The sequence below is a fragment of the Pseudomonas sp. 13159349 genome (assembly GCF_013305685.1).
Taxonomy (GTDB): Bacteria; Pseudomonadota; Gammaproteobacteria; order Pseudomonadales; family Pseudomonadaceae; genus Aquipseudomonas; species Aquipseudomonas asiatica.
The window spans coordinates 5,874,579-5,896,524 of sequence record NZ_CP045553.1; the positions used below are offsets into that span (position 1 = coordinate 5,874,579).

At 61.9% G+C, this 21,946-nt stretch carries 22 protein-coding genes; 11 read left to right on the forward strand and 11 right to left on the reverse strand.

The window, feature by feature from the left end; genetic code table 11:
* Nucleotides 1-7 precede the first annotated feature (7 nt).
* The gene (locus tag GEV38_RS26945; RefSeq protein WP_013974822.1) at nucleotides 8-1,006 is read right to left on the reverse strand and encodes a phosphate ABC transporter substrate-binding protein PstS; all 999 of its coding nucleotides are present in this window, start codon (nucleotides 1,004-1,006) and stop codon (nucleotides 8-10) included.
* Nucleotides 1,007-1,220: 214 nt separating this feature from the next.
* The gene (locus tag GEV38_RS26950; protein ID WP_015272351.1) at nucleotides 1,221-2,510 is read right to left on the reverse strand and encodes an MFS transporter; all 1,290 of its coding nucleotides are present in this window, start codon (nucleotides 2,508-2,510) and stop codon (nucleotides 1,221-1,223) included.
* 361 nt (nucleotides 2,511-2,871) lie between these two features.
* On the opposite strand from GEV38_RS26950, the gene GEV38_RS26955 reads away from it, so the two are divergent.
* Together GEV38_RS26955 and GEV38_RS26960 are read left to right on the forward strand one after the other, a co-directional pair.
* Nucleotides 2,872-3,270 (forward strand): acyl-CoA thioesterase, encoded by a 399-nt coding sequence (locus tag GEV38_RS26955; protein ID WP_003253317.1) that lies wholly within the window; start codon nucleotides 2,872-2,874, stop codon nucleotides 3,268-3,270.
* A gap of 71 nt (nucleotides 3,271-3,341) precedes the next feature.
* Nucleotides 3,342-4,238: a D-hexose-6-phosphate mutarotase gene (locus GEV38_RS26960; protein WP_061304780.1), complete on the forward strand. Its 897-nt coding sequence runs from the start codon at nucleotides 3,342-3,344 to the stop codon at nucleotides 4,236-4,238.
* A 62-nt stretch (nucleotides 4,239-4,300) separates the two neighbouring features.
* On the opposite strand, the gene GEV38_RS26965 is transcribed toward GEV38_RS26960, so the two are convergent.
* From GEV38_RS26965 to purE, 4 genes are all read right to left on the reverse strand, one after another.
* Nucleotides 4,301-4,834 (reverse strand): DUF3299 domain-containing protein, encoded by a 534-nt coding sequence (locus GEV38_RS26965; RefSeq protein ID WP_015272353.1) that lies wholly within the window; start codon nucleotides 4,832-4,834, stop codon nucleotides 4,301-4,303.
* 48 nt (nucleotides 4,835-4,882) lie between these two features.
* On the reverse strand, nucleotides 4,883-5,128 hold the full coding sequence (locus tag GEV38_RS26970) for a GlsB/YeaQ/YmgE family stress response membrane protein (RefSeq protein WP_015272354.1): 246 nt from the start codon (nucleotides 5,126-5,128) through the stop codon (nucleotides 4,883-4,885).
* Between the two features lie 96 nt (nucleotides 5,129-5,224).
* Entirely contained in the window at nucleotides 5,225-6,307 is a 1,083-nt protein-coding gene (locus GEV38_RS26975; protein WP_015272355.1) for a 5-(carboxyamino)imidazole ribonucleotide synthase, read from the reverse strand.
* Nucleotides 6,308-6,317: 10 nt separating this feature from the next.
* Nucleotides 6,318-6,809: a 5-(carboxyamino)imidazole ribonucleotide mutase gene (purE, locus tag GEV38_RS26980; RefSeq protein ID WP_003253304.1), complete on the reverse strand. Its 492-nt coding sequence runs from the start codon at nucleotides 6,807-6,809 to the stop codon at nucleotides 6,318-6,320.
* Nucleotides 6,810-7,079: 270 nt separating this feature from the next.
* Here purE and GEV38_RS26985 point away from each other — a divergent pair, with 270 nt between their 5' ends.
* On the forward strand, nucleotides 7,080-7,706 hold the full coding sequence (locus tag GEV38_RS26985) for a hypothetical protein (RefSeq protein ID WP_015272356.1): 627 nt from the start codon (nucleotides 7,080-7,082) through the stop codon (nucleotides 7,704-7,706).
* On the opposite strand, the gene GEV38_RS26990 is transcribed toward GEV38_RS26985, so the two are convergent.
* The gene (locus tag GEV38_RS26990) at nucleotides 7,698-8,615 is read right to left on the reverse strand and encodes a LysR substrate-binding domain-containing protein (protein ID WP_013974829.1); all 918 of its coding nucleotides are present in this window, start codon (nucleotides 8,613-8,615) and stop codon (nucleotides 7,698-7,700) included. The two genes, GEV38_RS26985 and GEV38_RS26990, sit on opposite strands and share 9 nt — an antisense overlap.
* A gap of 182 nt (nucleotides 8,616-8,797) precedes the next feature.
* Between GEV38_RS26990 and aspA the strand changes: the two genes are divergently transcribed.
* The 4 genes from aspA (at nucleotide 8,798) to GEV38_RS27010 (ending at nucleotide 13,708) form a co-directional block, all read left to right on the forward strand.
* Complete coding sequence (gene aspA, locus GEV38_RS26995) at nucleotides 8,798-10,222, forward strand: aspartate ammonia-lyase (RefSeq protein ID WP_003260072.1); 1,425 nt, start codon at nucleotides 8,798-8,800, stop codon at nucleotides 10,220-10,222.
* A gap of 183 nt (nucleotides 10,223-10,405) precedes the next feature.
* On the forward strand, nucleotides 10,406-11,398 hold the full coding sequence (locus tag GEV38_RS27000; protein ID WP_015272357.1) for an AraC family transcriptional regulator: 993 nt from the start codon (nucleotides 10,406-10,408) through the stop codon (nucleotides 11,396-11,398).
* Between the two features lie 163 nt (nucleotides 11,399-11,561).
* On the forward strand, nucleotides 11,562-12,605 hold the full coding sequence (locus GEV38_RS27005) for a histone deacetylase family protein (protein WP_015272358.1): 1,044 nt from the start codon (nucleotides 11,562-11,564) through the stop codon (nucleotides 12,603-12,605).
* Nucleotides 12,605-13,708, forward strand: coding sequence for a polyamine ABC transporter substrate-binding protein (locus GEV38_RS27010; protein ID WP_015272359.1), 1,104 nt, complete (start codon nucleotides 12,605-12,607; stop codon nucleotides 13,706-13,708). The genes GEV38_RS27005 and GEV38_RS27010 overlap by 1 nt, the downstream gene beginning before the upstream one ends.
* Nucleotides 13,709-13,819: 111 nt before the next feature.
* Here the strand turns inward: GEV38_RS27010 and GEV38_RS27015 are convergent, their stop codons facing one another.
* Nucleotides 13,820-15,364, reverse strand: coding sequence for a PLP-dependent aminotransferase family protein (locus GEV38_RS27015; RefSeq protein WP_043936034.1), 1,545 nt, complete (start codon nucleotides 15,362-15,364; stop codon nucleotides 13,820-13,822).
* 90 nt (nucleotides 15,365-15,454) lie between these two features.
* Here GEV38_RS27015 and GEV38_RS27020 point away from each other — a divergent pair, with 90 nt between their 5' ends.
* From GEV38_RS27020 to GEV38_RS27030, 3 genes are read left to right on the forward strand one after another with little or no spacing between them, the layout of a single operon-like run.
* Nucleotides 15,455-16,084: an FMN-binding negative transcriptional regulator gene (locus tag GEV38_RS27020; protein WP_015272361.1), complete on the forward strand. Its 630-nt coding sequence runs from the start codon at nucleotides 15,455-15,457 to the stop codon at nucleotides 16,082-16,084.
* Between the two features lie 11 nt (nucleotides 16,085-16,095).
* Nucleotides 16,096-16,542 carry a GNAT family N-acetyltransferase gene (locus GEV38_RS27025; RefSeq protein ID WP_015272362.1) on the forward strand — a complete coding sequence of 149 codons (447 nt, stop codon included), beginning with the start codon at nucleotides 16,096-16,098 and terminating at the stop codon, nucleotides 16,540-16,542.
* A gap of 8 nt (nucleotides 16,543-16,550) precedes the next feature.
* On the forward strand, nucleotides 16,551-17,222 hold the full coding sequence (locus GEV38_RS27030) for a GNAT family N-acetyltransferase (RefSeq protein WP_015272363.1): 672 nt from the start codon (nucleotides 16,551-16,553) through the stop codon (nucleotides 17,220-17,222).
* A gap of 159 nt (nucleotides 17,223-17,381) precedes the next feature.
* On the opposite strand, the gene oadA is transcribed toward GEV38_RS27030, so the two are convergent.
* Entirely contained in the window at nucleotides 17,382-19,190 is a 1,809-nt protein-coding gene (gene oadA / locus GEV38_RS27035) for a sodium-extruding oxaloacetate decarboxylase subunit alpha (RefSeq protein ID WP_013974836.1), read from the reverse strand.
* Between the two features lie 11 nt (nucleotides 19,191-19,201).
* Complete coding sequence (locus GEV38_RS27040; RefSeq protein WP_013974837.1) at nucleotides 19,202-20,617, reverse strand: acetyl-CoA carboxylase biotin carboxylase subunit; 1,416 nt, start codon at nucleotides 20,615-20,617, stop codon at nucleotides 19,202-19,204.
* Nucleotides 20,618-20,806: 189 nt separating this feature from the next.
* On the opposite strand from GEV38_RS27040, the gene GEV38_RS27045 reads away from it, so the two are divergent.
* Entirely contained in the window at nucleotides 20,807-21,769 is a 963-nt protein-coding gene (locus GEV38_RS27045) for a LysR family transcriptional regulator (protein ID WP_015272364.1), read from the forward strand.
* On the opposite strand, the gene GEV38_RS27875 is transcribed toward GEV38_RS27045, so the two are convergent.
* Nucleotides 21,711-21,929: a PA3496 family putative envelope integrity protein gene (locus GEV38_RS27875; RefSeq protein ID WP_080563834.1), complete on the reverse strand. Its 219-nt coding sequence runs from the start codon at nucleotides 21,927-21,929 to the stop codon at nucleotides 21,711-21,713. The two genes, GEV38_RS27045 and GEV38_RS27875, sit on opposite strands and share 59 nt — an antisense overlap.
* Between the last annotated feature and the right edge of the window lie 17 nt (nucleotides 21,930-21,946).

A 21,946-nucleotide genomic window follows, 5' to 3' on the forward strand; every position in this document is an offset into this window, starting at 1 on the left:
CAGTTACTTACTTTTTTGCGACGTTACCTGCGTGGGACAGGCCCAGGTCAGCCAAGGTCTTGTCGACGACTTTGGCCGGCAGCGGGATGTAGCCATCCTTCACCACGACCTGCTGGCCAGCTTGCGACAGCACCAGCTTGACGAACTCGGCTTCCAGCGGGGCCAGAGGCTTGTTCGGGGCCTTGTTGACGTAGACGTACAGGAAGCGCGACAGCGGGTAGGTGCCGTTCAGGGCGTTGGCTTCATTGTCCTCAACGAACTCACCGCCTTCCTTCTTGGCCAGGGCCACGGTCTTGACGCTGGCGGTCTTGTAGCCGATACCCGAGTAGCCGATGCCGTTCAGCGAGGAGCTGATCGATTGCACGACCGAAGCCGAGCCAGGCTGTTCGTTGACGTTAGGCTTGAAGTCGCCTTTGCACAGGGCTTCTTCCTTGAAGTAGCCGTAGGTGCCCGATACCGAGTTACGGCCGAACAGCTGCACCGGCTTGTTGGCCAGGTCGCCGGTCACGCCCAGGTCACCCCAGGTCTTGACGTCGGCTTTGCCACCGCACAGGCGGGTGGAAGAGAAGATGGCGTCGACCTGGGCCATGGTCAGGCCTTTGATCGGGTTGTCCTTGTGCACGAACACAGCCAGGGCGTCTACGGCGACCGGGATGGCGGTCGGTTTGTAGCCGTACTTCTGCTCGAAGGCCTGCAGCTCGACGTCCTTCATCTTGCGGCTCATCGGGCCGAGGTTGGCGGTGCCTTCGGTCAGCGCGGGTGGCGCGGTGGAGGAGCCGGCAGCCTGGATCTGGATGTTTACGTTCGGATATTCCTTCTTGTAGGCCTCGGCCCACAGAGTCATCAGGTTGGCGAGGGTGTCCGAACCGACGCTGGAGAGGTTGCCCGAAACACCAGTGGTCTTGGTGTAGGTCGGGATCGCAGGATCGACAGCGGCTACCGCGTTGGCGGTTGCAACGCCAGCGGCGGCAAAGGTGAGGGCCGCCATCAAACGCTTCAGTTTCATGCCTTGCTCCTAGCAGGAATATTGGGGTGTTGGATGGAACGGGCCCAAGTATCTGTAGGCCGCATGAATACGATATGACTTGAATATGACAATTGGATGAAAGGCCATCATCAAAAGCAGGTCTGGCCTCTTCGCGGGCACGCCCGCAGACAGGGCTGTGTGACCCTTGTGGGAGCGGGCGTGCCCGCGAAGAGGCCAGTAGCCCTGGCGTAGATCAGCGCTTGTTGGCGAGCAGGTACAGACCCACGACCAGACCAACGGCACACAGCCCCGCCACATAGTAGGCCGGCGCCATCGGGCTCACTTTCAGCAGCGCAGTCACCACCATCGGTGTCAGCCCGCCAAAGATCGCGTAGGCCACGTTGTACGAGAACGACAGCCCGCTGAAGCGCACCACCGCCGGGAACGCCTTGACCATCACATAAGGCACCGCGCCAATCACGCCCACGCACAGGCCGGTCACTGCATACAGCGGGAACAGCAGCTCGGGCCGGGTCGGCAGGCTGTGGTAGAAGGTCCAGGAGGTCGCCAGCAGCAGCAGGCTGCCGATCACGAACACCCGGCCCGCGCCGAAGCGATCGGCCAGGCTGCCAGCGCCGATGCAGCCGAAGCTGAGCAGCACGATGGCCAGGCTGTTGGCCTTGAGCGAGTCGGTGGGGCTGATGTGGTAGATGCTCTGCAGCAGCGCCGGAGTCATCAGGATGAGCACCACGATGGCGGCCGACAGCATCCAGGTCAGCAGCATCGACAGGATGATCGCACCGCGATGGTCACGCAGCACCGCGCGCAACGGCAGCTCCTCGGCCAGCGCCTTGCGCTGCTGCATCTCGGCGAACACCGGGGTTTCGTGCAGCCAACGGCGCAGGTACACCGAGAACAGGCCGAATACACCGCCGAGCAGGAACGGGATACGCCAGGCGTAATCTGCCACTTCCTGTGCGCTGTACACAGTGTTGATCAGGGTCGCCACCAGCGAGCCAAGCAGGATACCTGCGGTCAGGCCAGCAGTGAGGGTGCCGCAGGCGTAGCCGGTGTTGCGCTCTGGCACATGCTCGGACACGAACACCCAGGCGCCCGGTACCTCGCCGCCGATAGCCGCGCCCTGAATTACGCGCATCAGCAGCAACAGGATCGGCGCCCACATGCCGATCTGTGCATAAGTGGGCAGCAGGCCCATGATCAGCGTTGGCAGGGCCATCATGAAGATGCTGAGGGTGAACATCTTCTTGCGCCCTAGCAGGTCGCCGAAATGGGCCATGATGATGCCGCCCAGCGGCCGCGCCAGGTAGCCGGCGGCGAAAATGCCAAAGGTTTGCATCAGGCGCAGCCATTCGGGCATGTCAGCCGGGAAGAACAGCTTGCCGACCACTGTGGCGAAGAACACAAAAATGATGAAGTCGTAGAACTCCAGCGCGCCGCCCAGGGCGGACAGTGAGAGGGTCTTGTAGTCACTGCGGGTCAGCGGCCGCGAAGGCTGCTCGATACTGCTCGGCACGGAGGTCATCGCTCATTGTTCTCTTTGTGGGCATGCAGGCCGCTTGGCATGCGGCTTCTGGATTGGAAGACAGGCGAAGATAGCAAATTGCTGAGCTGCGCCGAAAGCGATACAAAATCCCTACACATATTCATGAATGCGCGGTCGTCGCTGGCCGTTATGCTCTATATACTGGCACTTCGTAGGAAAAGGTTGCTCCTAACGTGGGATGTTGTGCGAAAACGCCGGTCATTACTGTCAGGCGGTTTCGCAGAGTTTCCCTACGGCCGCCCAGTGAAACGAAATCGGCGTAGTATGTTTCAAGCTGAATCGTTTACCCGGCCTTTGCGCCACACCAACGAAAAGCGTCACGGGTCAGAGGCCCCATCGCATGATTGAGCTCGAACAAGAAGATCCAATCCCGCAAGGCGACCTGGCCTTGCAGATCACCGCACTCCCGCGCGAAACCAACGGGTTTGGCGACATCTTCGGCGGCTGGCTGGTCGCCCAGATGGACCTGGCCGGCACCGCCATGGCCAGCCGTGTCGCCGGCGGCCGCGTGGCCACCGTGGCCATCGACCGCATGGCCTTTCTGGTCCCGGTCGCCGTCGGCGCGCAGCTATCGTTCTATACCCAGACCCTGGAAATCGGCCGCAGCTCGATCCAGATGATGGTCGAAGTGTGGAGCGACGACCCGCTGTCCAGCGAATGGCGCAAGGTCACCGAAGCAGTCTTCGTCTTCGTCGCCATCGACGGCAGTGGCCGCACCCGCTCCGTACCTCGTCGCTGAGCCACGCCGGCGGTAAACTCATTGCATGTGCCCGGGTCCAAGGCCCACTGGCAATCAATGAGATAAATGCAATGGCTACCTTCCAGGTCGTAACCGAGCAACATGGCGAACTCAACTGCTGGCGTATCAGCAGCGACCACGCCGAACTACTGATCGCCCAGCAGGGCGCACAGATCCTCAGCTACCAGCGCGTTGGCCAGCCACCGCTGCTGTGGCTGAGCGACCAGGCCATCTTCCGTAAGGGCAAGTCGGTACGCGCCGGTGTGCCGGTGTGCTGGCCGTGGTTCGGCAACCTGCAGCGCAACCCCCAGGCCGTGCAGGCCATGTACCACGGCGAACAGGCACCCGCCCACGGCCTGGCGCGCGCGCGCGACTGGCAATTGCTGGGTATCGAGGAAGCGGGCGAAGGCCTGCGCATCGAATTTGAACTGCCGGAAGCGCAGGGTGACCTGCCTGGCTGGCCTCATGACGTCGAGCTGAAGCTGGTAGTGGAGCTGGGCGAGGACCTGCAGCTGAACCTGACCAGCCGCAACATGGGCAATACCCCCGTGACCATCAGCCAGGCCCTGCACAGCTACTTCGCGGTCAGTGACGTGCGCCAGGCGCGGGTCGAAGGGGTGGAGGGGCTGAGCTATATCGAGACCCTGGCGGACTGGGAGCAGCGCCAGCAGAAGGGGCCGCTGGCGTTTGCCGGGGAGACTGACCGGATCTACCTGGCGACCCCGCAAACCCTGAGCATCGTCGACCCGCACTGGGAGCGGCGCATTACCTTGACCAGCAGTGGGTCGCGCTCGGCGGTGATCTGGAACCCTTGGACTGAACGGGCCAGGGAACTGCCGGACATGGCCGACGATGGGTGGCAGCGGATGCTGTGCATCGAGACGGCGAATGTGTGGGATGACCTGGTGGAATTGAAGCCTGGGGGCAGCAGCTCGCTGGGGGTCAGGATTGGCTGTGAAATGATCTGAGTCTTGCAGTGCCTGTTCGGGCCCCTTCGCGGGTAAACCTGCGAAAGCGCCGGTGCAGGCAATCAGAGGTCTGCGTCCTCCACCACCCTCACCTTCCCGGCATCCAGCGCATAGGCCGCATCGGCCAGGTCATTGCTGACCTTCTCCACCTTCAGCTTGCCGCTGACCCACAGCGGTGTGTAGATATCATCGATCTTCAGACCCTTCGGGTAGCGCACCAGCACCAGCTGGTTCGGCGGTGGCGGCGGCACATGGATGCACGCGCCTGGGTACGGCACCAGGAAGAACAGCGTGCTGTTGCCCTTGGCATCGCTCTCCAGCGGTACCGGGTAGCCCCCAAGGCGAATATCCTTGCCATTCATGGCCGCCACAGTCTTGGTCGAGTACATCACCGCCGGCAGGCCCTTGTTCTGCTTCAGGCCGCCCTTGTCAGTAAAGGTACCCATGGCTTCCGGCGAGTTGTGGTCGATTTCGGGCATTTGCTCGAGCGCCTGCTGGTCAGACTCGGGCATCAGCTCCAGCCAGTCGGTTTCAGGCAGTTCGGCATGGGCCAGGGTGCTGGCCAACAACAGTGAGACGAGGAAAAAGGCACGCATGAAAATGCTCGGCAACTCCAGTGAATTGCCGGGCATTCTAACCACTAATCAGCGCTTCTTGATGAATCCGTAAATCACCAGAAGGATCACGGCACCGACCAGCGCGCCAAGGAATCCCGCAGCCTGCCCGGCCTGATAGATGCCCAGCGCCTGACCGCCGTAGGTGGCCAGCAGGGAGCCGGCAACCCCCAGCAGGATGGTCATGATCCAGCCCATGCTGTCGTCGCCCGGCTTGATGAAGCGGGCCAGCAGGCCAACGATGAGGCCGATGAAGATGGTTCCAATGATACCCATGGCAATCCCTCTGCAGTGAAGATGGAACAAGCCAAAGCCTAGACAGCGCTTTGGCTCGTTGCCATTTCAGAGGGCAAGCCGCTGGTAGAAGTTCGATCAGTTGCCGATCAGGGCTTCTACTTCGGCAATCTTGCGCTCGAGGGTGGCCATGTCGTGGCAGCGCAGGGTGGCGTGGCCAACCTTGCGACCGGCCTTGAACGCCTTGCCGTAGTGATGCAGGTGGCAGTCACCGATGGCGACGACCTTTTCCACCGCCGGCACTTCACCGATGAAATTGAGCATCGCGCTCTCGCCGACCTTGGCGGTCGAGCCCAGCGGCAGGCCGGCGACGGCACGCAGATGGTTCTCGAACTGGCTGCACTCGGCGCCTTCGATGGTCCAGTGCCCGGAGTTGTGCACGCGCGGGGCGATTTCGTTGGCCTTCAGGCCGCCGCCGACTTCGAAGAACTCGAAGGCCATCACGCCCACATAGTCCAGTTGCTTGAGCACGCGGCCCACGTAGTCTTCGGCCAGGGCCTGTAGCGGGTGCGCCTGGCTGGCGACCGACAGGCGCAGGATGCCGCTTTCGTGGGTGTTGTGCACCAGAGGGTAGAAGCGGGTTTCGCCATCACGGGCACGCACGGCCACCAGCGACACTTCGCCGGTGAACGGCACAAAGCCTTCCAGCAGGCAAGGTACGCTGCCCAGCTCGGCAAAGGTACCGACCACGTCCTCAGGCGTGCGCAGCACCTTCTGGCCCTTGCCGTCGTAACCCAGGGTGCGGGTTTTCAGCACGGCCGGCAGGCCGATGCTGGCCACCGCGGCGTCCAGGTCGGCCTGCGAGAGGATGTCGGCGAAGGCCGGGGTAGGGATACCCAGGTCGCGGAACATGCTCTTCTCGAACAGGCGGTCACGGGCGATGCGCAGAGCTTCGGCGCTGGGGTACACCGGCACGAACTGCGAGAGGAAGGCCACGGTCTCGGCCGGGACGCTTTCGAACTCGAAGGTGACCAGGTCGACTTCGTCGGCCAGCTGGCGCAGGTGGTCCTGGTCGCCGTAGTCGGCACGCAGGTGCTCGCCCAGTGGCGCAGCACAGGCGTCCGGCGCCGGGTCGAGGAAGGCGAAGTTCATGCCCAGCGGGGTACCCGCCAGGGCCAGCATGCGGCCCAGCTGGCCGCCACCGATTACACCGATCTTCATGGGTTGAGCCTCAAGCCTGGCGCGGGTCTGGGTTGTCCAGCACGGTGTCGGTCTGTTCCGTGCGGAACTGCTTGAGCGCCGCGTGGTACTGCGGGTACTTGGCACCGAGGATGCTGGCCGACAGCAGCGCGGCGTTGACCGCACCGGCACGACCGATGGCCAGGGTGGCAACCGGCACGCCGGCTGGCATCTGCACGATCGACAGCAGCGAATCGACACCCGACAGCATTGACGATTGTACGGGCACACCCAGCACCGGCAGGTGGGTCTTGGCGGCGCACATGCCTGGCAGGTGGGCAGCGCCACCGGCACCGGCGATGATCACCTCGATGCCACGACCCTCAGCCTCCTCGGCATACTGGAACAGCAGATCCGGGGTACGGTGGGCGGAAACCACCTTCACCTCGTAGGGAATGCCGAGTTTTTCCAGCATATCGGCGGTGTGGCTAAGGGTGGACCAATCGGACTTGGAGCCCATGATCACGCCAACCAGTGCACTCATCGTCGAGCCTCTCCTGCAAGCGCCTTCTGGCGCGCTAAAAGCAACAAGCCACGCAGGTGGGCCGGCGTGGCTTGTCATACGGATTCTAAATCGACCAGGTCGGCCGAAGGCGCGGGATTGTAGCGTATTTCAAGGCCCTGCGCCCACCCCCGCAAGCACATGTCGGATCAAAGGGCAAGCTGTCTCGCAGGACAACTTTTTCCTGCCGCCTCTGGGTCGACGAATACCAGACGCTTGTATCCCCGATCTCGAAAACTCAGGTACGTACATATGAGTGTTTCACGCCTCTTCGCGCTTTCGTGTGGCCTGGTGCTCAGCTTGCAACTGCCAGCTGCTACTGCTGCCCGCTCGCTTACCGTCACCGTCTATGTTCACGACGACCTTGCCGACATGAGCAATGAACAATTGAACAAGGACTTCTTTCAGCATTGGCTGGACGAGATGCGCAGTTTCAGCCAACAGTCCATCGAGGTCATATTTCAACGCGAGGTAGAACACATTACCGATATTGCTTATGCAGGAATGCCGTCCGCTCAACTACTCGAGGCCTTCACCCGGCAACTGCATGAACAACAGCGCCACCCATCCTTTTCCTTTATGGATAAACAGCTGCTGCTGACGCGCAACAGCTATGATCACAGCGGTCTGAACTATAACGCCGGCCTTGCCTATCAGAAGCAAAACACGGCTATTGCGTCGGCAGGTGCATACGGTGCTCCAGCCCATGAAATCGGTCATTTGCTAGGCGCCACGCACGAAGATGCCGAACTGAAATTCAATGGCTGGGTGTGTGAAACGTACACCCACCCCCGTGTACCGGCCCGATCCAATTGCTACCGCTACAGCGACAAGAATCGCGCGAATATCGCGGACTACTTGAAATACAACTCAAACTGAAGCCTCACCTTGTGCGCCTGACGACTCAAGCTTGCGCCACAACAAGCGGACGTTGGCCTTGCGCACCAGTGCGCAGCGGTACAGACGAATTTCCAGTGGCACATGCCACTGGCTGCCGCCGCAGATCGCCAGTTCGCCCCGCTCCAGTTCGCCACGCATCGACAGGCGCGGCACCCAGGCGATGCCCATGCCCTCCAACGCCATGCTCTTGAGGCTGTCGGCCATGGCGGTTTCGTAGACGGTGGTATAGCGCAGGTTTCGCTGGCGCAGCAGCAAATTGACCGACCGACCGAGGAAAGCGCCGGCGGTATACGCCAGCAGCGGCACACTGCCCTCGCCTTCCAGGTCGAACAACGGCTTGCCGTCGGCATCCACGGCGCACACCGGCAACATTTCAGTGGTGCCCATGTGCAGCGACGGGAAGATTTCGGCATCCATCTGCAAGGCGGCATCCGGGTCATAGAAGGCCAGCATCAGGTCGCAGCCACCTTCACGCAATGCATGCACGGCATCTCCGACGTTGGTCGCAACCAGGCGGGTGGCGATGTTCAAACCATCGTTGCGCAACTGGGCCACCCAACGCGGGAAAAAGCCCGACGCCAGCGAGTGTGCAGCGGCCACCTGTACCACTTCACCCTGCCCGCCCTCCAGGTGATGCAAATGGCGGAGAATTTCGCTCAATTGGTCGACAACAGTACGCGCGGTGACGAGAAACAGCTGCCCGGCCTCGGTCAGTTCGATCGGCGTGCGGGAACGATTCACCAATTGCAGGCCCAAAGCTGCTTCCAGACTGCGTATACGCCGGCTGAAGGCAGGTTGGGTAACGAAACGCCGCTCTGCAGCCTGGGAAAAACTGCGGGTCGCAGCCAGCGCGCTGAAGTCTTCCAGCCATTTGCTTTCAAGGTTCACGAAGCACATCTCCTGGCGTGCACCAAAATGGAACACGCTCGAACATCAATTGGCGTCACATGAAACACTATGCCGTTTGTGCATAGGTTAGCGTGCAACAGCATTGGCCGCAAAATCACCTTCAGGCCTAGGATTGGCGCCATTCCGGCATGTGCCGGGTCAAAATCGAGATGATATACATCATGTCCTCCGCTGCATCGTTCCGCGTCGAAAAAGATTTGTTGGGTACCCTTGAAGTTCCTGCAGATGCCTACTACGGCATCCAGACCCTGCGCGCTGCCAACAACTTCCACCTCTCCGGTGTTCCGCTGTCGCACTATCCGAAGCTGGTCGTGGCCCTGGCCATGGTCAAGCAGGCTGCTGCTGACGCCAACCGTGAGCTGGGCCACCTGAGCGATGCCAAGCACGCTGCCATCACCGCAGCCTGCGCCCGCCTGATCAAAGGCGATTACCACGACCAGTTCGTGGTGGACATGATCCAGGGCGGTGCTGGTACTTCTACCAACATGAACGCCAACGAAGTGATCGCCAACGTTGCGCTGGAGGCCATGGGCCACCAGAAGGGTGAGTACCAGTACCTGCACCCGAACAACGACGTGAACATGGCGCAGTCGACCAACGACGCCTACCCGACGGCTATCCGCCTGGGCCTGCTGCTGGGCCACGACGCGCTGCTGGCCAGCCTCGACAGCCTTATCCAGGCCTTCGCTGCCAAGGGTAAAGAGTTCGACCACGTACTGAAGATGGGCCGTACCCAGCTGCAGGACGCCGTACCGATGACCCTGGGCCAGGAATTCCGTGCCTTCGCCACCACCATGACCGAAGACCTGCAGCGCCTGCGCTCGCTGGCCCCGGAACTGCTGACCGAAATCAACCTGGGCGGTACCGCCATCGGTACCGGCATCAACGCCGACCCTGGCTACCAGGCCCTGGCCGTACAGCGCCTGGCTGCCATCAGCGGCCAACCGCTGGTACCGGCTGCCGACCTGATCGAAGCCACCTCCGACATGGGCGCCTTCGTACTGTTCTCCGGCATGCTCAAGCGTACTGCAGTCAAGCTGTCGAAGATTTGCAACGACCTGCGCCTGCTGTCTAGCGGCCCACGCACCGGCATCAACGAAATCAACCTGCCAGCGCGTCAGCCAGGCAGTTCGATCATGCCAGGCAAGGTCAACCCGGTTATCCCGGAAGCCGTCAACCAGGTGGCCTTCGCCATCATGGGCAACGACCTGGCCCTGACCGTCGCCGCCGAAGGTGGCCAGCTGCAGCTGAACGTGATGGAGCCGCTGATCGCCTACAAGATCTTCGACTCGATCCGCCTGCTGCAACGTGCCATGGACATGCTGCGCGAGCACTGCATCGTCGGTATCACCGCCAACGAACAGCGCTGCCGTGAACTGGTCGAGCACTCGATCGGCCTGGTCACCGCACTGAACCCGTACATCGGCTACGAAAACGCCACCCGTATCGCCCGCGTTGCCCTGGAAACCGGCCGCGGCGTACTGGAACTGGTGCGTGAAGAGAAGCTGCTGGACGACGCGATGCTCGACGACATCCTGCGTCCGGAAAACATGATCGCTCCCCGTCTGGTTCCGCTGAAGGCGTAACCAGGCCGCTGTAAACAGTCTCACCAGGTCGAGGGACTAGACACCTCTCAACCTTTCCAAGGCCCGAGCCTATGCTTCGGGCCTTTTTTTTGCCTGAAGGATTTGGGGGCTGCTTTGCAGCCCCCCGAACATCGGCACACAACTTGCTCCATAATGCGTCCCAGGCCAACGGGATTACCCAGCATGCTGCACAGCCACCTGACCACCCTCAACGCGGTTTCGCTGATCCTCAACGTCTTCCAGGCAGACGGTTGCGAGGCGTCGGCGCTGCTGGCCGGCAGCGGCATCGGCCCGGCAGACCTGGGCCATGCCGATGCGCGTATCACCACCCAGCAGGAACTGCAGGTGTGCGCCAACGCCGTTGCCCGACGCGAAGATATAGGCCTGGAGCTGGGCCAGCGCATGCATGTGTCGTGCTACGGCATGCTCGGTTACGCCCTGCTCTCCAGTGCCACTTTGGGTGACGCCTTGCGCTTGGCGCTGCAGTATCCGGCACTGCTGGGAACAGTCTTCAAACTGCGTTTGCTCGACGACGGCCAGCGCATCTGGCTCAGCGCCAGCGACTACCACGACAGCCCGGCGCTGACCGCCTTCAATGCAGAGTTCTGCCTGGTGTCGCTGAAGGTCATCTGCGACGACCTGCTCGGCCGCCCGCTGCCCCTGCTGGGTGCTCGTTTTGAACACCCACGGCCCGGTTACCATGCTCTCTATGCCGGGGCATTCCAGTGCCCGGTAGGTTTCGACGACGAGGACAATGCCTTTGCCTTCGAACGGCGCTGGCTGGACACGCCACTGCCGCTGGCCGACCCGATTACCCACAAGGCCATGAGCGAACGCTGCCGACGCCTGAACCTGGAATTCACCGGCCGCCAGGCCTGGCTGGGGCGGATTCGCCAACTGCTGGCGCAGCAACTGGATGCAGCGCCCGGGCTGGAAGGGCTGGCGCGGCAGATGAACTGCTCATCGCGCACCCTGCGCCGGCATTTGCAGGCGTTGGGCAGCAGTTATCAACAGCTGCTGGATGAACTGAGGTTCGAGCGGGCCAAGCAGTTGCTGGCTGATGAGCAGATGCCGATCTATCGGATTGCCGAGTGCCTGGGGTTCAGCGAGACCGCCAGTTTTCGGCATGCCTTCCAGCGTTGGAGTGGCGTCGCGCCCAGTCACTTCCGCGGTTGACCTGTACCGGCCTCTTCGTGGGCTTGCCCGCGAAGAGGCCGGTACAGGAAAAGTGGGCCAAAGAGCTTGGCCATATCGATCCCCTTTTGGCCACTTGCGTCGTTCTCCACCACTGGCCCGCCCATGAAAATGGGCCCACGCCAGTACCTACCGGAGAACAACAATGCTGACGATCTATTCCGATGACCACCGCCTGCACCATGGCCGCTGCGAGCTGATCGACGGCAAGCTGATGCCCTGTTTCGAAATGCCGTCACGCGCCGACCATGTGCTCGACCAAGTGAAAAAACGCAACCTTGGCGACATCCAGGGCCCCACCGACTATGGCCGTGCACCGTTGCTGCGCATCCACAGTGCCGATTACCTGAATTTCTTCGAAGGTGCCTGGGCGCGCTGGGCCGCACTGGGTCAGGATGGCGACCTGCTGCCATTCACCTGGCCCGCACGCACCCTGCGCCAGATAAAACCCACCGGCCTGCACGGTGAACTGGGCTACTACAGCTTCGACGCCGGCGCACCGATCACCGCCGGTACCTGGCAGGCTGCCTACAGCGCCGCCCAGGTCGCCCTCACCGCCCAGGCGGCGATCCAGCAAGGCGCCCATTCCGCCTTCGCCCTGTGCCGCCCGCCAGGGCACCATGCGGCTGGCGAAGTCATGGGCGGCTATTGCTACCTGAACAACGCCGCCATCGCCGCCCAGGCCTTCCTTGACCAGGGCCGGCGCAAGGTCGCAATCCTCGATGTCGACTATCACCACGGCAACGGCACCCAGGACATCTTCTACAGCCGCAACGATGTGTTCTTCGCCTCGATCCATGGCGACCCGCGCGACGAGTTCCCGTTCTTCCTCGGCTATGCCGATGAAACCGGCGAGGGTGCCGGCGAAGGCTGCAACATCAACTACCCACTGCCGGCTGGCAGCGACTGGGCCGCCTGGAACGCCGCCCTGGAGGACGCCTGCCAGCGCATCGCCGCCTATGACGCTGACGTGCTGGTGATCTCGCTGGGCGTGGATACCTTCAAGGACGACCCGATCTCGCAGTTCAAGCTGGACAGCCCGGACTACCTGGAAATGGGCAAGCGCATCGCCCAGCTCGGCAAGCCGACCCTGTTCGTGATGGAAGGCGGCTACGCTGTGGAAGAAATCGGTATCAACGCGGTCAATGTGCTGGAAGGCTTCCAGCAGGCCCAGCCAGGAGCCCGATAATGGTTCGACTCAAGCGTCTGCTCGCCCCGTTCATCGCCGCTACCCTGTTCACCGGTGCCCTGCAGGCCCAGACCGAACAGCGCACCCTGCGGGTGTTCAACTGGTTCGACTACATCACTCCGCAAACTCTCACCGAGTTCCAGAAAGACAGCGGAGTGAAGCTGGTCTACGACATCTTCGACACCAACGAGGCGCTGGAAGCGAAACTGCTGACCGGCAACTCAGGATATGACGTGGTAGTGCCATCCAACGTGTTCCTCGCCAAGCAGATCGAAGCGGGTGTGTTCCAGCCGCTGGACCGCAGCAAGCTGCCGAACTGGCAGCACCTGGACCCGGCGCTGATGAAGCTGATCGAAGCCAACGACCCCGGCAACAAATTTGCCGTACCCTACATGTACGGCACAGTGCTGATCGGCTTCAACCCGGCCAAGGTCAAGGCTGCGCTCGGCGAGAACGCCCCGGTGGACAGTTGGGACCTGATCTTCAAGGAAGAGAACATCGCCAAGCTCAAGCAATGCGGCGTGGCCCTGCTCGACTCGCCGTCGGAGATCATGCCGCTGGCCCTGCAGTACCTGGGCCTGCCACCGAACAGCGACAAACCGGCTGATTACAAGAAAGCCGAAGCGCTGATGCTGAAGATCCGCCCGCACATCACCTACTTCCATTCCTCGAAGTACATGGCTGACATCGCCAACGGCGATATCTGCGTGGCAGTGGGCTACAGCGGCAGCTTCTCTCAGGCAGCCAACCGCGCCCGCGAGGCGAAGAATGGCGTTGTGGTGGACATGCGCCTGCCCAAGGAAGGTGCACCGATCTGGTTCGACATGCTGGCGATTCCGAAGAACGCGACCAACCCGGAAGATGCCCACGCGTTCATCAACTACTTACTGCGGCCTGAGGTGATTGCGCCTATCAGCGACTTTGTCGGGTACCCGAACCCGAACAAGGATGCGACCGACAAGGTCGACCCGGCGATTCGCAACAACCCCAACCTGTATCCGACAGCGGAGGCGATGGCCAAGCTGTATACCCTCAAGCCCTTGGCGCGGGATGCCGAGCGAGCTCGGACCAGGGCCTGGACACGGATCAAGTCCGGTACCTGATTTAGAGCCGGGGCTGCTTTGCAGCCCAATCGCCGGCAAGCCAGCTCCCACAGGATCTCCACTACCTGTGGGAGCTGGCTTGCCGGCGATTGGGCCGACTAGCGGCCCTATTCACTTCCTCCAGGCCTTGCGCAAGCGCATCAAAGCCTCGGCAATCTCCCCCTCCGGCACCGCTGCAAACCCCAGCACCAGCCCTGCCCTTTTATCCACAGGCACCTCGCTGTCAGCCAGCCAGAAATTGCTCAGCGGCGTCACCTCCACCCCCACCGCTTCAGCCTTGGCCACCAACTCCTGCTCCCGCGCAAAGTTATCCACATCGACCTTCACATGCAGCCCGGCCGCCACCTCCGGCATGCCGCTCAAACCCGGAATATCCACGGGCCAGCCAGCCTTCAGCACATTGCGCCGGCTCAACGCCGCCTTGCGCATGCGCCGAATATGCCGCTGGAAGTGCCCCCGTGCCATGAACTCTGCCATCACGCACTGGCTACTGACCTCCGAATGCCGCACCGCCAGCGCCCTGCCCTGGCTGAACGGCTGCGCCAGTTGTGGTGGCAGTACCAGATAGCCCAGGCGCAACGCAGGAAAGGCGATCTTGCCGAAGGTACCGACGTACAGCACCCGCCCGTGCCGGTCGAGCGCCGCTAGCGGGGCCAAGGGCGCACCGCTGTACCGGTACTCGCCGTCGTAGTCGTCTTCGATGATCCAGCCTTCGCTGCGCTCGGCCCATGCCAGCAGCTCCAGGCGTCGCGCCAGGCTCATGGTCACCCCGGTCGGGTACTGGTGGGCTGGCGTGACATAGGCCAGCCGGCAATCCGTCAGTTGCCCGAGCCGGCGACAGTCCATGCCGTCCTCGTCCACCGGCACGCCACACAGCCTGCCACCGGCCAGCGCAAAGGCATGCCCGGCTGCGCGGTAACCCGGGTTTTCCACAGCCACACCGTCGCCGGGCTGCAATAGCAACTGTGCACAAAGGCTGATGGCCTGCTGCGCACCACTGGTGATCACAATTTGTTCAGCAGTACAACTCAGCCCACGCGAGCGACGCAGGTAGGCCGCGATCAGTTCGCGCAGCAGCGGCTCGCCTGCCGGGTCACCATAACCCAACTGCGCCGGAGCCGGGTTGCGCCAGAAACCCGCCTGCAGCTTGGCCCAGACGTCGAACGGGAACAGGTCGAACGCCGGAATACCGACGCGAAAAGCACGCGGTGCACCGCTTCTTGGGGGCGGCAGATGGTTACTTTTCAGGCGCTGCAAAGGCTCGCTGGAACGACGCTTGCTGGATAAATCCTCAGTATTTTCTGAGGGAGATGTGGATAAGTCTGTTGATAACCCACGGGATAACCCTGTGGATACTTGTGTGGATAGTTTTGCAGTGGAGAGCTTCGGTAACTGGCTGACATAGGTGCCGTCGCCTACCCGGCTTTCGATGTAGCCCTCGGCATATAGCTGGTCATAGGCCCGCACCACACTATTGCGTGACAGCGCCAGCATGGCGGCCAGATCACGAGTGGCCGGTAGCCGCGTGCCACTGCTCAGGCGCCCGTCCAGCACCCGCGCACGTAGCGCCTGGTACAGCTGCTGGCTGAGCCCGCGGCGGCGATCGAGGTCGATCCCGGCAGGGTCGAAAGGCAACACGAGGGGGCGCTCGCTCATGGCATTGGACCTATAAAAACAGCTGTTAATGGCTCTTACTATGAACCAATAGCCTGCCTAGGATGGAGCCATCGCACAAGGAAACCGAGCATGTACAACAGCAAACCCCATCAGGAACACGACCTCGGGCGCCTGCACCAGCACATGCTCGACACCCGCCTGGCCATCCTGGTCAGCCAGGGCGAACAAGGCCTGCTGGCCACGCACCTGCCAGTGCTGGTCGATATTGCCGAAGGCGAATTCGGCACCGTCTATGCCCACCTGGCGCGGGCCAACCCCCAATGGCACGACCTGAGGCAAGGTGGCGAAGCCCTGCTGGTGTTCCCCGGCGCCGATGCCTATGTCAGCCCCGGTTACTACCCGAGCAAGACCGACAACCCCAAGGTGGTGCCAACCTGGAACTACCTGGCGGTGCACGCCTATGGCCCAGCCGAAGTGATCCACGAAGCCGAAACCTTGCTGGCCATTGTCAGCCGACTGACCGAGCGCCACGAACAAGGCCGCGACGAACCGTGGAAAGTAACCGACGCCCCGCGTGATTACCTCGATGGCATGCTCCGCGCCATCGTCGGTGTTCGCTTGCCCATCACCCGCCTGCAAGGCGCGCGCAAGCTAAGCCAAAACCGCTCTGAGCAAGACATTGCCGGCGTGCGTGAAGGCCTTAGCGCCAGCCCCGATTACCTGGATAACCAACTCGCGGCGCATATGCGCCAACTCTGAAGGAATAGCCCATGTCCAGCGTTACCCTGCGTCCTGTCACCACCCAAGACCATGCTGCCTGGCTCGCCCTGTGGCAGGCCTACTTGCACTTCTATAAATCCGAATTGGCCGATGAGGTCAGCCTCAGCACCTGGCAACGCCTGCTCGACCCAAACGAACCGACCCATTCAGCCTTGGCCTGGGTCGATGGCAAGGCGGTGGGCATGGTCAACTTCATCTACCATCGTTCCAACTGGAGCATTGGCAACGCCTGCTACCTGCAGGACCTGTACGTGGAAAGCGGGCAGCGCTGCCTGGGCATCGGCCGCCAGCTGATCGAGCACGTCTACGCCCAAGCCAAGACCGACAACTGCATCAAGGTGTACTGGGTGACCCATGAGACCAACGCCACCGCCATCAGCCTGTACCAACAGGTTGCCGAGCGCTCGGGCTTCATCCAATTCCGCAAAGAGTTCTAAGGCCGAACATGACCGACGCATTGAACTGGAAACCCGCCGCAGTCCCACAGGCCGACCCTATCGACGGCCGTTTCATCCGCCTCGAAAAGCTTGACCCGGCGCGACATGGCGACGACCTCTGGGAGGTGTTGCAAGGCCCGGCTGCCGATCCGGTACTGTGGGACTACTTGCCCTATGGCCCATTTGCCGAGCGTGCCGCCTTCGACCGTTGGCTGGAAGGCAACGCCGCCGGCCGCGACCCGCTGTTCTACACCGTCATCGACCGCACCAGCGGCCAGGCCCAGGGCATCCTCAGCCTGATGTCGATCGTGCCCGACCACGGTCGCATCGAAATTGGCCACATCGCCTTCGGCGCCGCCATGCAGCGTACACCCAAGGGCACCGAGGCGGTGTACCTGCTGGGCAAGCTGGGCTTCGAGCTGGGCAACCGCCGGCTGGAGTGGAAGTGCAACAACGCCAACGCCCGCTCCAAGCGTGCTGCGGAGCGGTTTGGCTTTGTCTATGAAGGAGTGTTCCGCAAGCACCTTGTGGTGAAGGACCACAATCGGGATACGGCGTGGTATTCGATTACCGATGATGAGTGGCCAGCGGTGGCCGCCGGGTTCGAGCGGTGGTTGAGCGATACCAACCAACAACCTGGAGGTCAGGTAGAAACACTTGAGGCATGCCGTAAAAGTTGAGAGTTGTGTTGGATCAGCCGGCCTCTTCGCGGGTACTGACCTCAGGCTTGCGGGGGCCTGTAGGAGCAGCCTTGTGCTGCGAAGAGGCCGTCAGATTCAACGCAAAAAAGGGGAGCATTCGCTCCCCAGAGGTTAACCGCTTATAGATGAGGGCTTATCTCAGCCCTCGATCTCGATCAGGATCTCGCCCGGAGTCACACGGTCGCCCTTGGCCACGTGGATGGCCACGACCTTGCCAGCGATACCCGCCTGCACTTCGGTCTCCATCTTCATGGCTTCGGTGATCAGCACGGCCTGGCCGGTCTTGACCATGTCGCCTTCCTTGACCAGCACATCGACGATGTTGCCTGGCATGGTGGTGCTGACGTGGCCCGGGGCACTGGCCTGCTTGCGCTTGCTGCTGCCGCCGCCGACGAATTCGTTGAGTGGCTCGAACACCACTTCTTCCGGCATGCCGTCGATCGACAGGTAGAAGTGGCGCTTGCCTTCGGCCTTCACGCCCACACCGGTGATGTCGACACGGTAGGTTTCGCCGTGCACATCGATGACGAACTCAGTCGGTACGCCTTCACCGCTGTGGGACGCCACTGCGCCCGCTTCAGGAATTGGCAGCAGAACTTCGGGAGTCAGGGTGCCGGCTTCACGCTCTTCGAGGAACTTGCGGCCAATGTCAGGGAACATGGCGAAAGTCAGCACGTCTTCTTCGCATCGGGCCAGGGCGCCGATATCGGCACGCAGCTTGGCCATTTCCGGCTTCAACAGGTCGGCTGGGCGCACGTCGATCACTTCTTCACTGCCGATCGCCTGACGGCGCAGCTGCTCATTGACCACGCCCGGAGCCTTGCCGTAACCGCCTTGCAGGTACAGCTTCACCTCGTTGGTGATGGTCTTGTAGCGCTCGCCGGCCAACACGTTGAAGAATGCCTGGGTACCGACGATCTGCGAGGTCGGGGTTACCAGCGGTGGGAAGCCGAGGTCTTCACGCACGCGCGGGATCTCAGCCAGCACTTCGTTCATGCGGTTGAGGGCGCCCTGTTCCTTGAGCTGGTTGGCCAGGTTGGAAATCATGCCGCCCGGTACCTGGTTGACCTGCACGCGGGTGTCCACGGCGGTGAACTCGCTTTCGAACTGGTGGTACTTCTTGCGCACGGCATAGAAGTACAGGCCGATTTCCTGCAGCAGTTCCAGGTCCAGACCAGTATCGAATTCGCTGCCCTTGAGCGCGGCAACCATCGACTCGGTACCCGGGTGGCTGGTGCCCCAAGCGAAGCTGGAGATGGCGGTGTCGATGTGATCGGCGCCGTTTTCCACAGCCTTCAGCTGACACATTGCGGCCAGGCCGGCAGTGTCGTGGGAGTGGATGAACACCGGCAGCGACTGCTCGGCTTTCAGCGCCTTGACCAGTTCGCCGGTGGCGAACGGGGTCAGCAGGCCGGCCATGTCCTTGATCGCGATCGAGTCGCAACCCATGGCTTCCATCTGCTTGGCCTGGTTCACGAAGGCTTCGATGGTGTGCACCGGGCTGGTGGTGTAGGCGATGGTGCCCTGAGCGTGCTTGCCGGCAGCCTTGACCGCTTCAATGGCCACGCGCAGGTTACGCACGTCGTTCATGGCATCGAAGATACGGAATACGTCGATACCGTTGACTGCGGCCTTGGCGACGAACGCCTTGACCACGTCGTCGCTGTAGTGGCGGTAGCCCAGCAGGTTCTGGCCGCGCAGCAGCATTTGCAGGCGGGTGTTGGGCAGCGCTGCGCGCAGCTTGCGCAGGCGCTCCCACGGGTCTTCCTTGAGGAAGCGCACGCAGGCGTCGAAGGTGGCGCCACCCCAGACTTCCAGCGACCAGTAGCCGACCTTGTCGAGCTTGTCGCAGATCGGCAGCATGTCTTCGGTACGCATGCGGGTGGCCAGCAGGGACTGGTGGGCGTCGCGCAGGATCGTGTCGGTTACGTGAATTTTCTTGGACATTATGGGGTTCCTCACAGGCCTGCGTGGGCGGCGATGGCGGCGGCGATGGCCAGGGCCAGCTCTTCGGGTTTGCGCTTGATCGAGTAATTGGTCAGTTCCGGGTGGCTTTCGACGAAGCTGGTGTTGAACTGGCCGCTACGGAATTCCGGATTGCGCAGGATTTCCTGGTAGTACGCGGCGGTGGTCTTCACCCCTTGCACGCGCATGTCGTCCAGGGCCCGCAGGCCGCGGTCCATGGCTTCTTCCCAGGTCAACGCCCACACCACCAGTTTCAGGCACATGGAGTCGTAGAACGGCGGGATGGTGTAGCCGGTGTAGATCGCCGTGTCGGTACGCACGCCTGGGCCGCCGGGTGCGTAGTAACGGGTGATCTTGCCGAAGCTGGGCAGGAAGTTGTTCTTCGGATCTTCGGCGTTGATGCGGAACTGCAGCGCGTAACCGCGGTGCTGGATGTCTTCCTGCTTGACCGACAGCGGCAGGCCCGAGGCAATGCGGATCTGCTCACGGACGATGTCGATACCGGTGATTTCCTCGGTGATGGTGTGTTCCACCTGCACCCGGGTGTTCATTTCCATGAAGTACACCTCGCCATCGGCGAGCAGGAACTCCACGGTACCGGCGTTCTCGTAGTTCACCGCCTTGGCCGCACGCACCGCCAGGTCGCCGATGTAGGCGCGCTGTTCGGGGGTGAGCTGAGGGCTCGGGGCGATTTCGATGAGTTTCTGGTTGCGGCGCTGGATCGAGCAGTCGCGCTCGAACAGGTGCACGACGTTGCCAAAGCTGTCACCGAGGATCTGCGCCTCGATGTGCTTGGGGTTGACGATGCACTTTTCCAGGAACACTTCCGCAGAACCAAAGGCCTTGGTAGCCTCGGAGATGACGCGGGGGAAATTCTGTTCCAGTTCTTCACGGCTGTTGCAACGGCGAATACCACGGCCGCCACCACCAGAGGTGGCCTTGAGCATGACCGGGTAACCGATGCGGTCACCTTCGCTCAGGGCTTCGTGAATATCGGCAACGTTGCCTTCTGTACCCGGGGTTACCGGCACACCAGCGGCGATCATGGTGCGACGCGCTTCGGTCTTGTCGCCCATGCGGCGGATGACCTCGGCGGCCGGGCCGATGAACTTGATCCCGCGCTCGGCGCAGATCTCTGCCAGTTCAGCATTTTCCGACAGGAAACCATAACCTGGGTGCAGGGCATCACAGCCGGTTTCCACAGCCAGGTTCACCAGCTTGCGCGGGTTCAGGTAACCGGCCAGCGGCTCGGCACCAATGCTGTGGGCTTCATCGGCACGCTTGACGTGCAACGCATGGCGGTCGGCGTCGGAATAGATCGCCACCGAGCGAATGCCCATTTCGGCGCACGCACGCACGATCCGAACTGCAATTTCACCTCGGTTGGCGATCAGGATTTTTTTTATCACTGGAGTCTTCCCAAAGCCGTAGGAACAGTCGAGCCGGTTCTCCCGGTCGGCGCGTGACCAGACGTTGCTGGCCAGTCGCACATTCACCCTAGCGCTGTAGGTTGATAAACAAAAATCAATATTTGTTAGGGGCTGTATTAGCAAAAGCTTATAGTGCGGTAACAAGGTGTTGCCGAAGGGCGGATAAAAATGCGTAAGTCCTTGATGCGTATGACTTTGCGTCAACTGCAGATCTTCAACGAGGTGTGCGATTTGCGTTCATACAGCCGTGCGGCAGAAGAGATGGCGCTTACGCAACCCGCCGTTAGTCTACAGATCCGTCAGCTCGAAGAGCTGATCGGTCAGCCGCTGTTCGAGTACGTGGGTAAGAAGCTTTACCTGACCGAAGCTGCCGAGGCCCTGCAACGCGCCAGCCGCGATATCTTCGGGCGCCTGGAGAGCCTGGACATGCAGCTTTCGGACATGCAGGGCTCATTGCAGGGGCAGTTGAAACTGGCGATCGAGTCCAGTGCCAAGTACTTCGTGCCACACCTGTTCGCGGCTTTCAAGCAGCGTCACCCGGAGGTCAACCTGACCCTGACGGTGGTCAATCGCGCCCAGGCCATCCGCCGCCTGTCGGACAACCGCGACGACCTGATCATCATGTCCATGGTGCCGCAGGACATGGGCCTGGAGTTTCTGCCGTTCCTCAACAACCCGATCATCGCGGTGGCGCCGCCCGAGCACCCGCTGTGCAAGCTGGAGCAACTGCGCCTGCAGGACCTGGAGCCTCATACCCTGCTGGTCCGCGAACAGGGTTCGGGCACGCGCAAGGCTTGCGAGGAATACTTCAAGGACAAGCGCGTGCATTTCACCCAGACCCTGGAGGTGGCCTCGGCCGACGCCCAGCGCGAGTGCGTAATTGCCGGGCTGGGCATTGCCATGCTTACCCGCCATGCGGTCAACCTGGAGCTGGCTACCGGTGTATTGAGGGAGCTGCCGGTGGAAGAACTGCCGCTGTACCGCAGCTGGTGCGTGGTGCAGTCCAAGGCCAAACGGCAGTCGCCGGTGGCCTTGGCTTTCCTGGCGTTCATCCGCAGCGAACGTGCGCTGATCAGCGCGCTGGTTGAGCGTTTTTCGGGGAAGCTGCTGCCGACGCCTGCCAGACCGTGAGCTCTTGCAGTTCGGGGTAGTCCACTAGTTCGCGGAGCAATTGACGTTGGTCGCAATAGCTTTCGATCGCGCGGCGGTATTCCATGCGGCGCTGATCCTTTTCCTGCTGCTTGCGAGCCTTGGCGCTGGGTTGGTACGTACCGTCGAAGTCACGAGCCATTGCCTGTCTCCCAGATA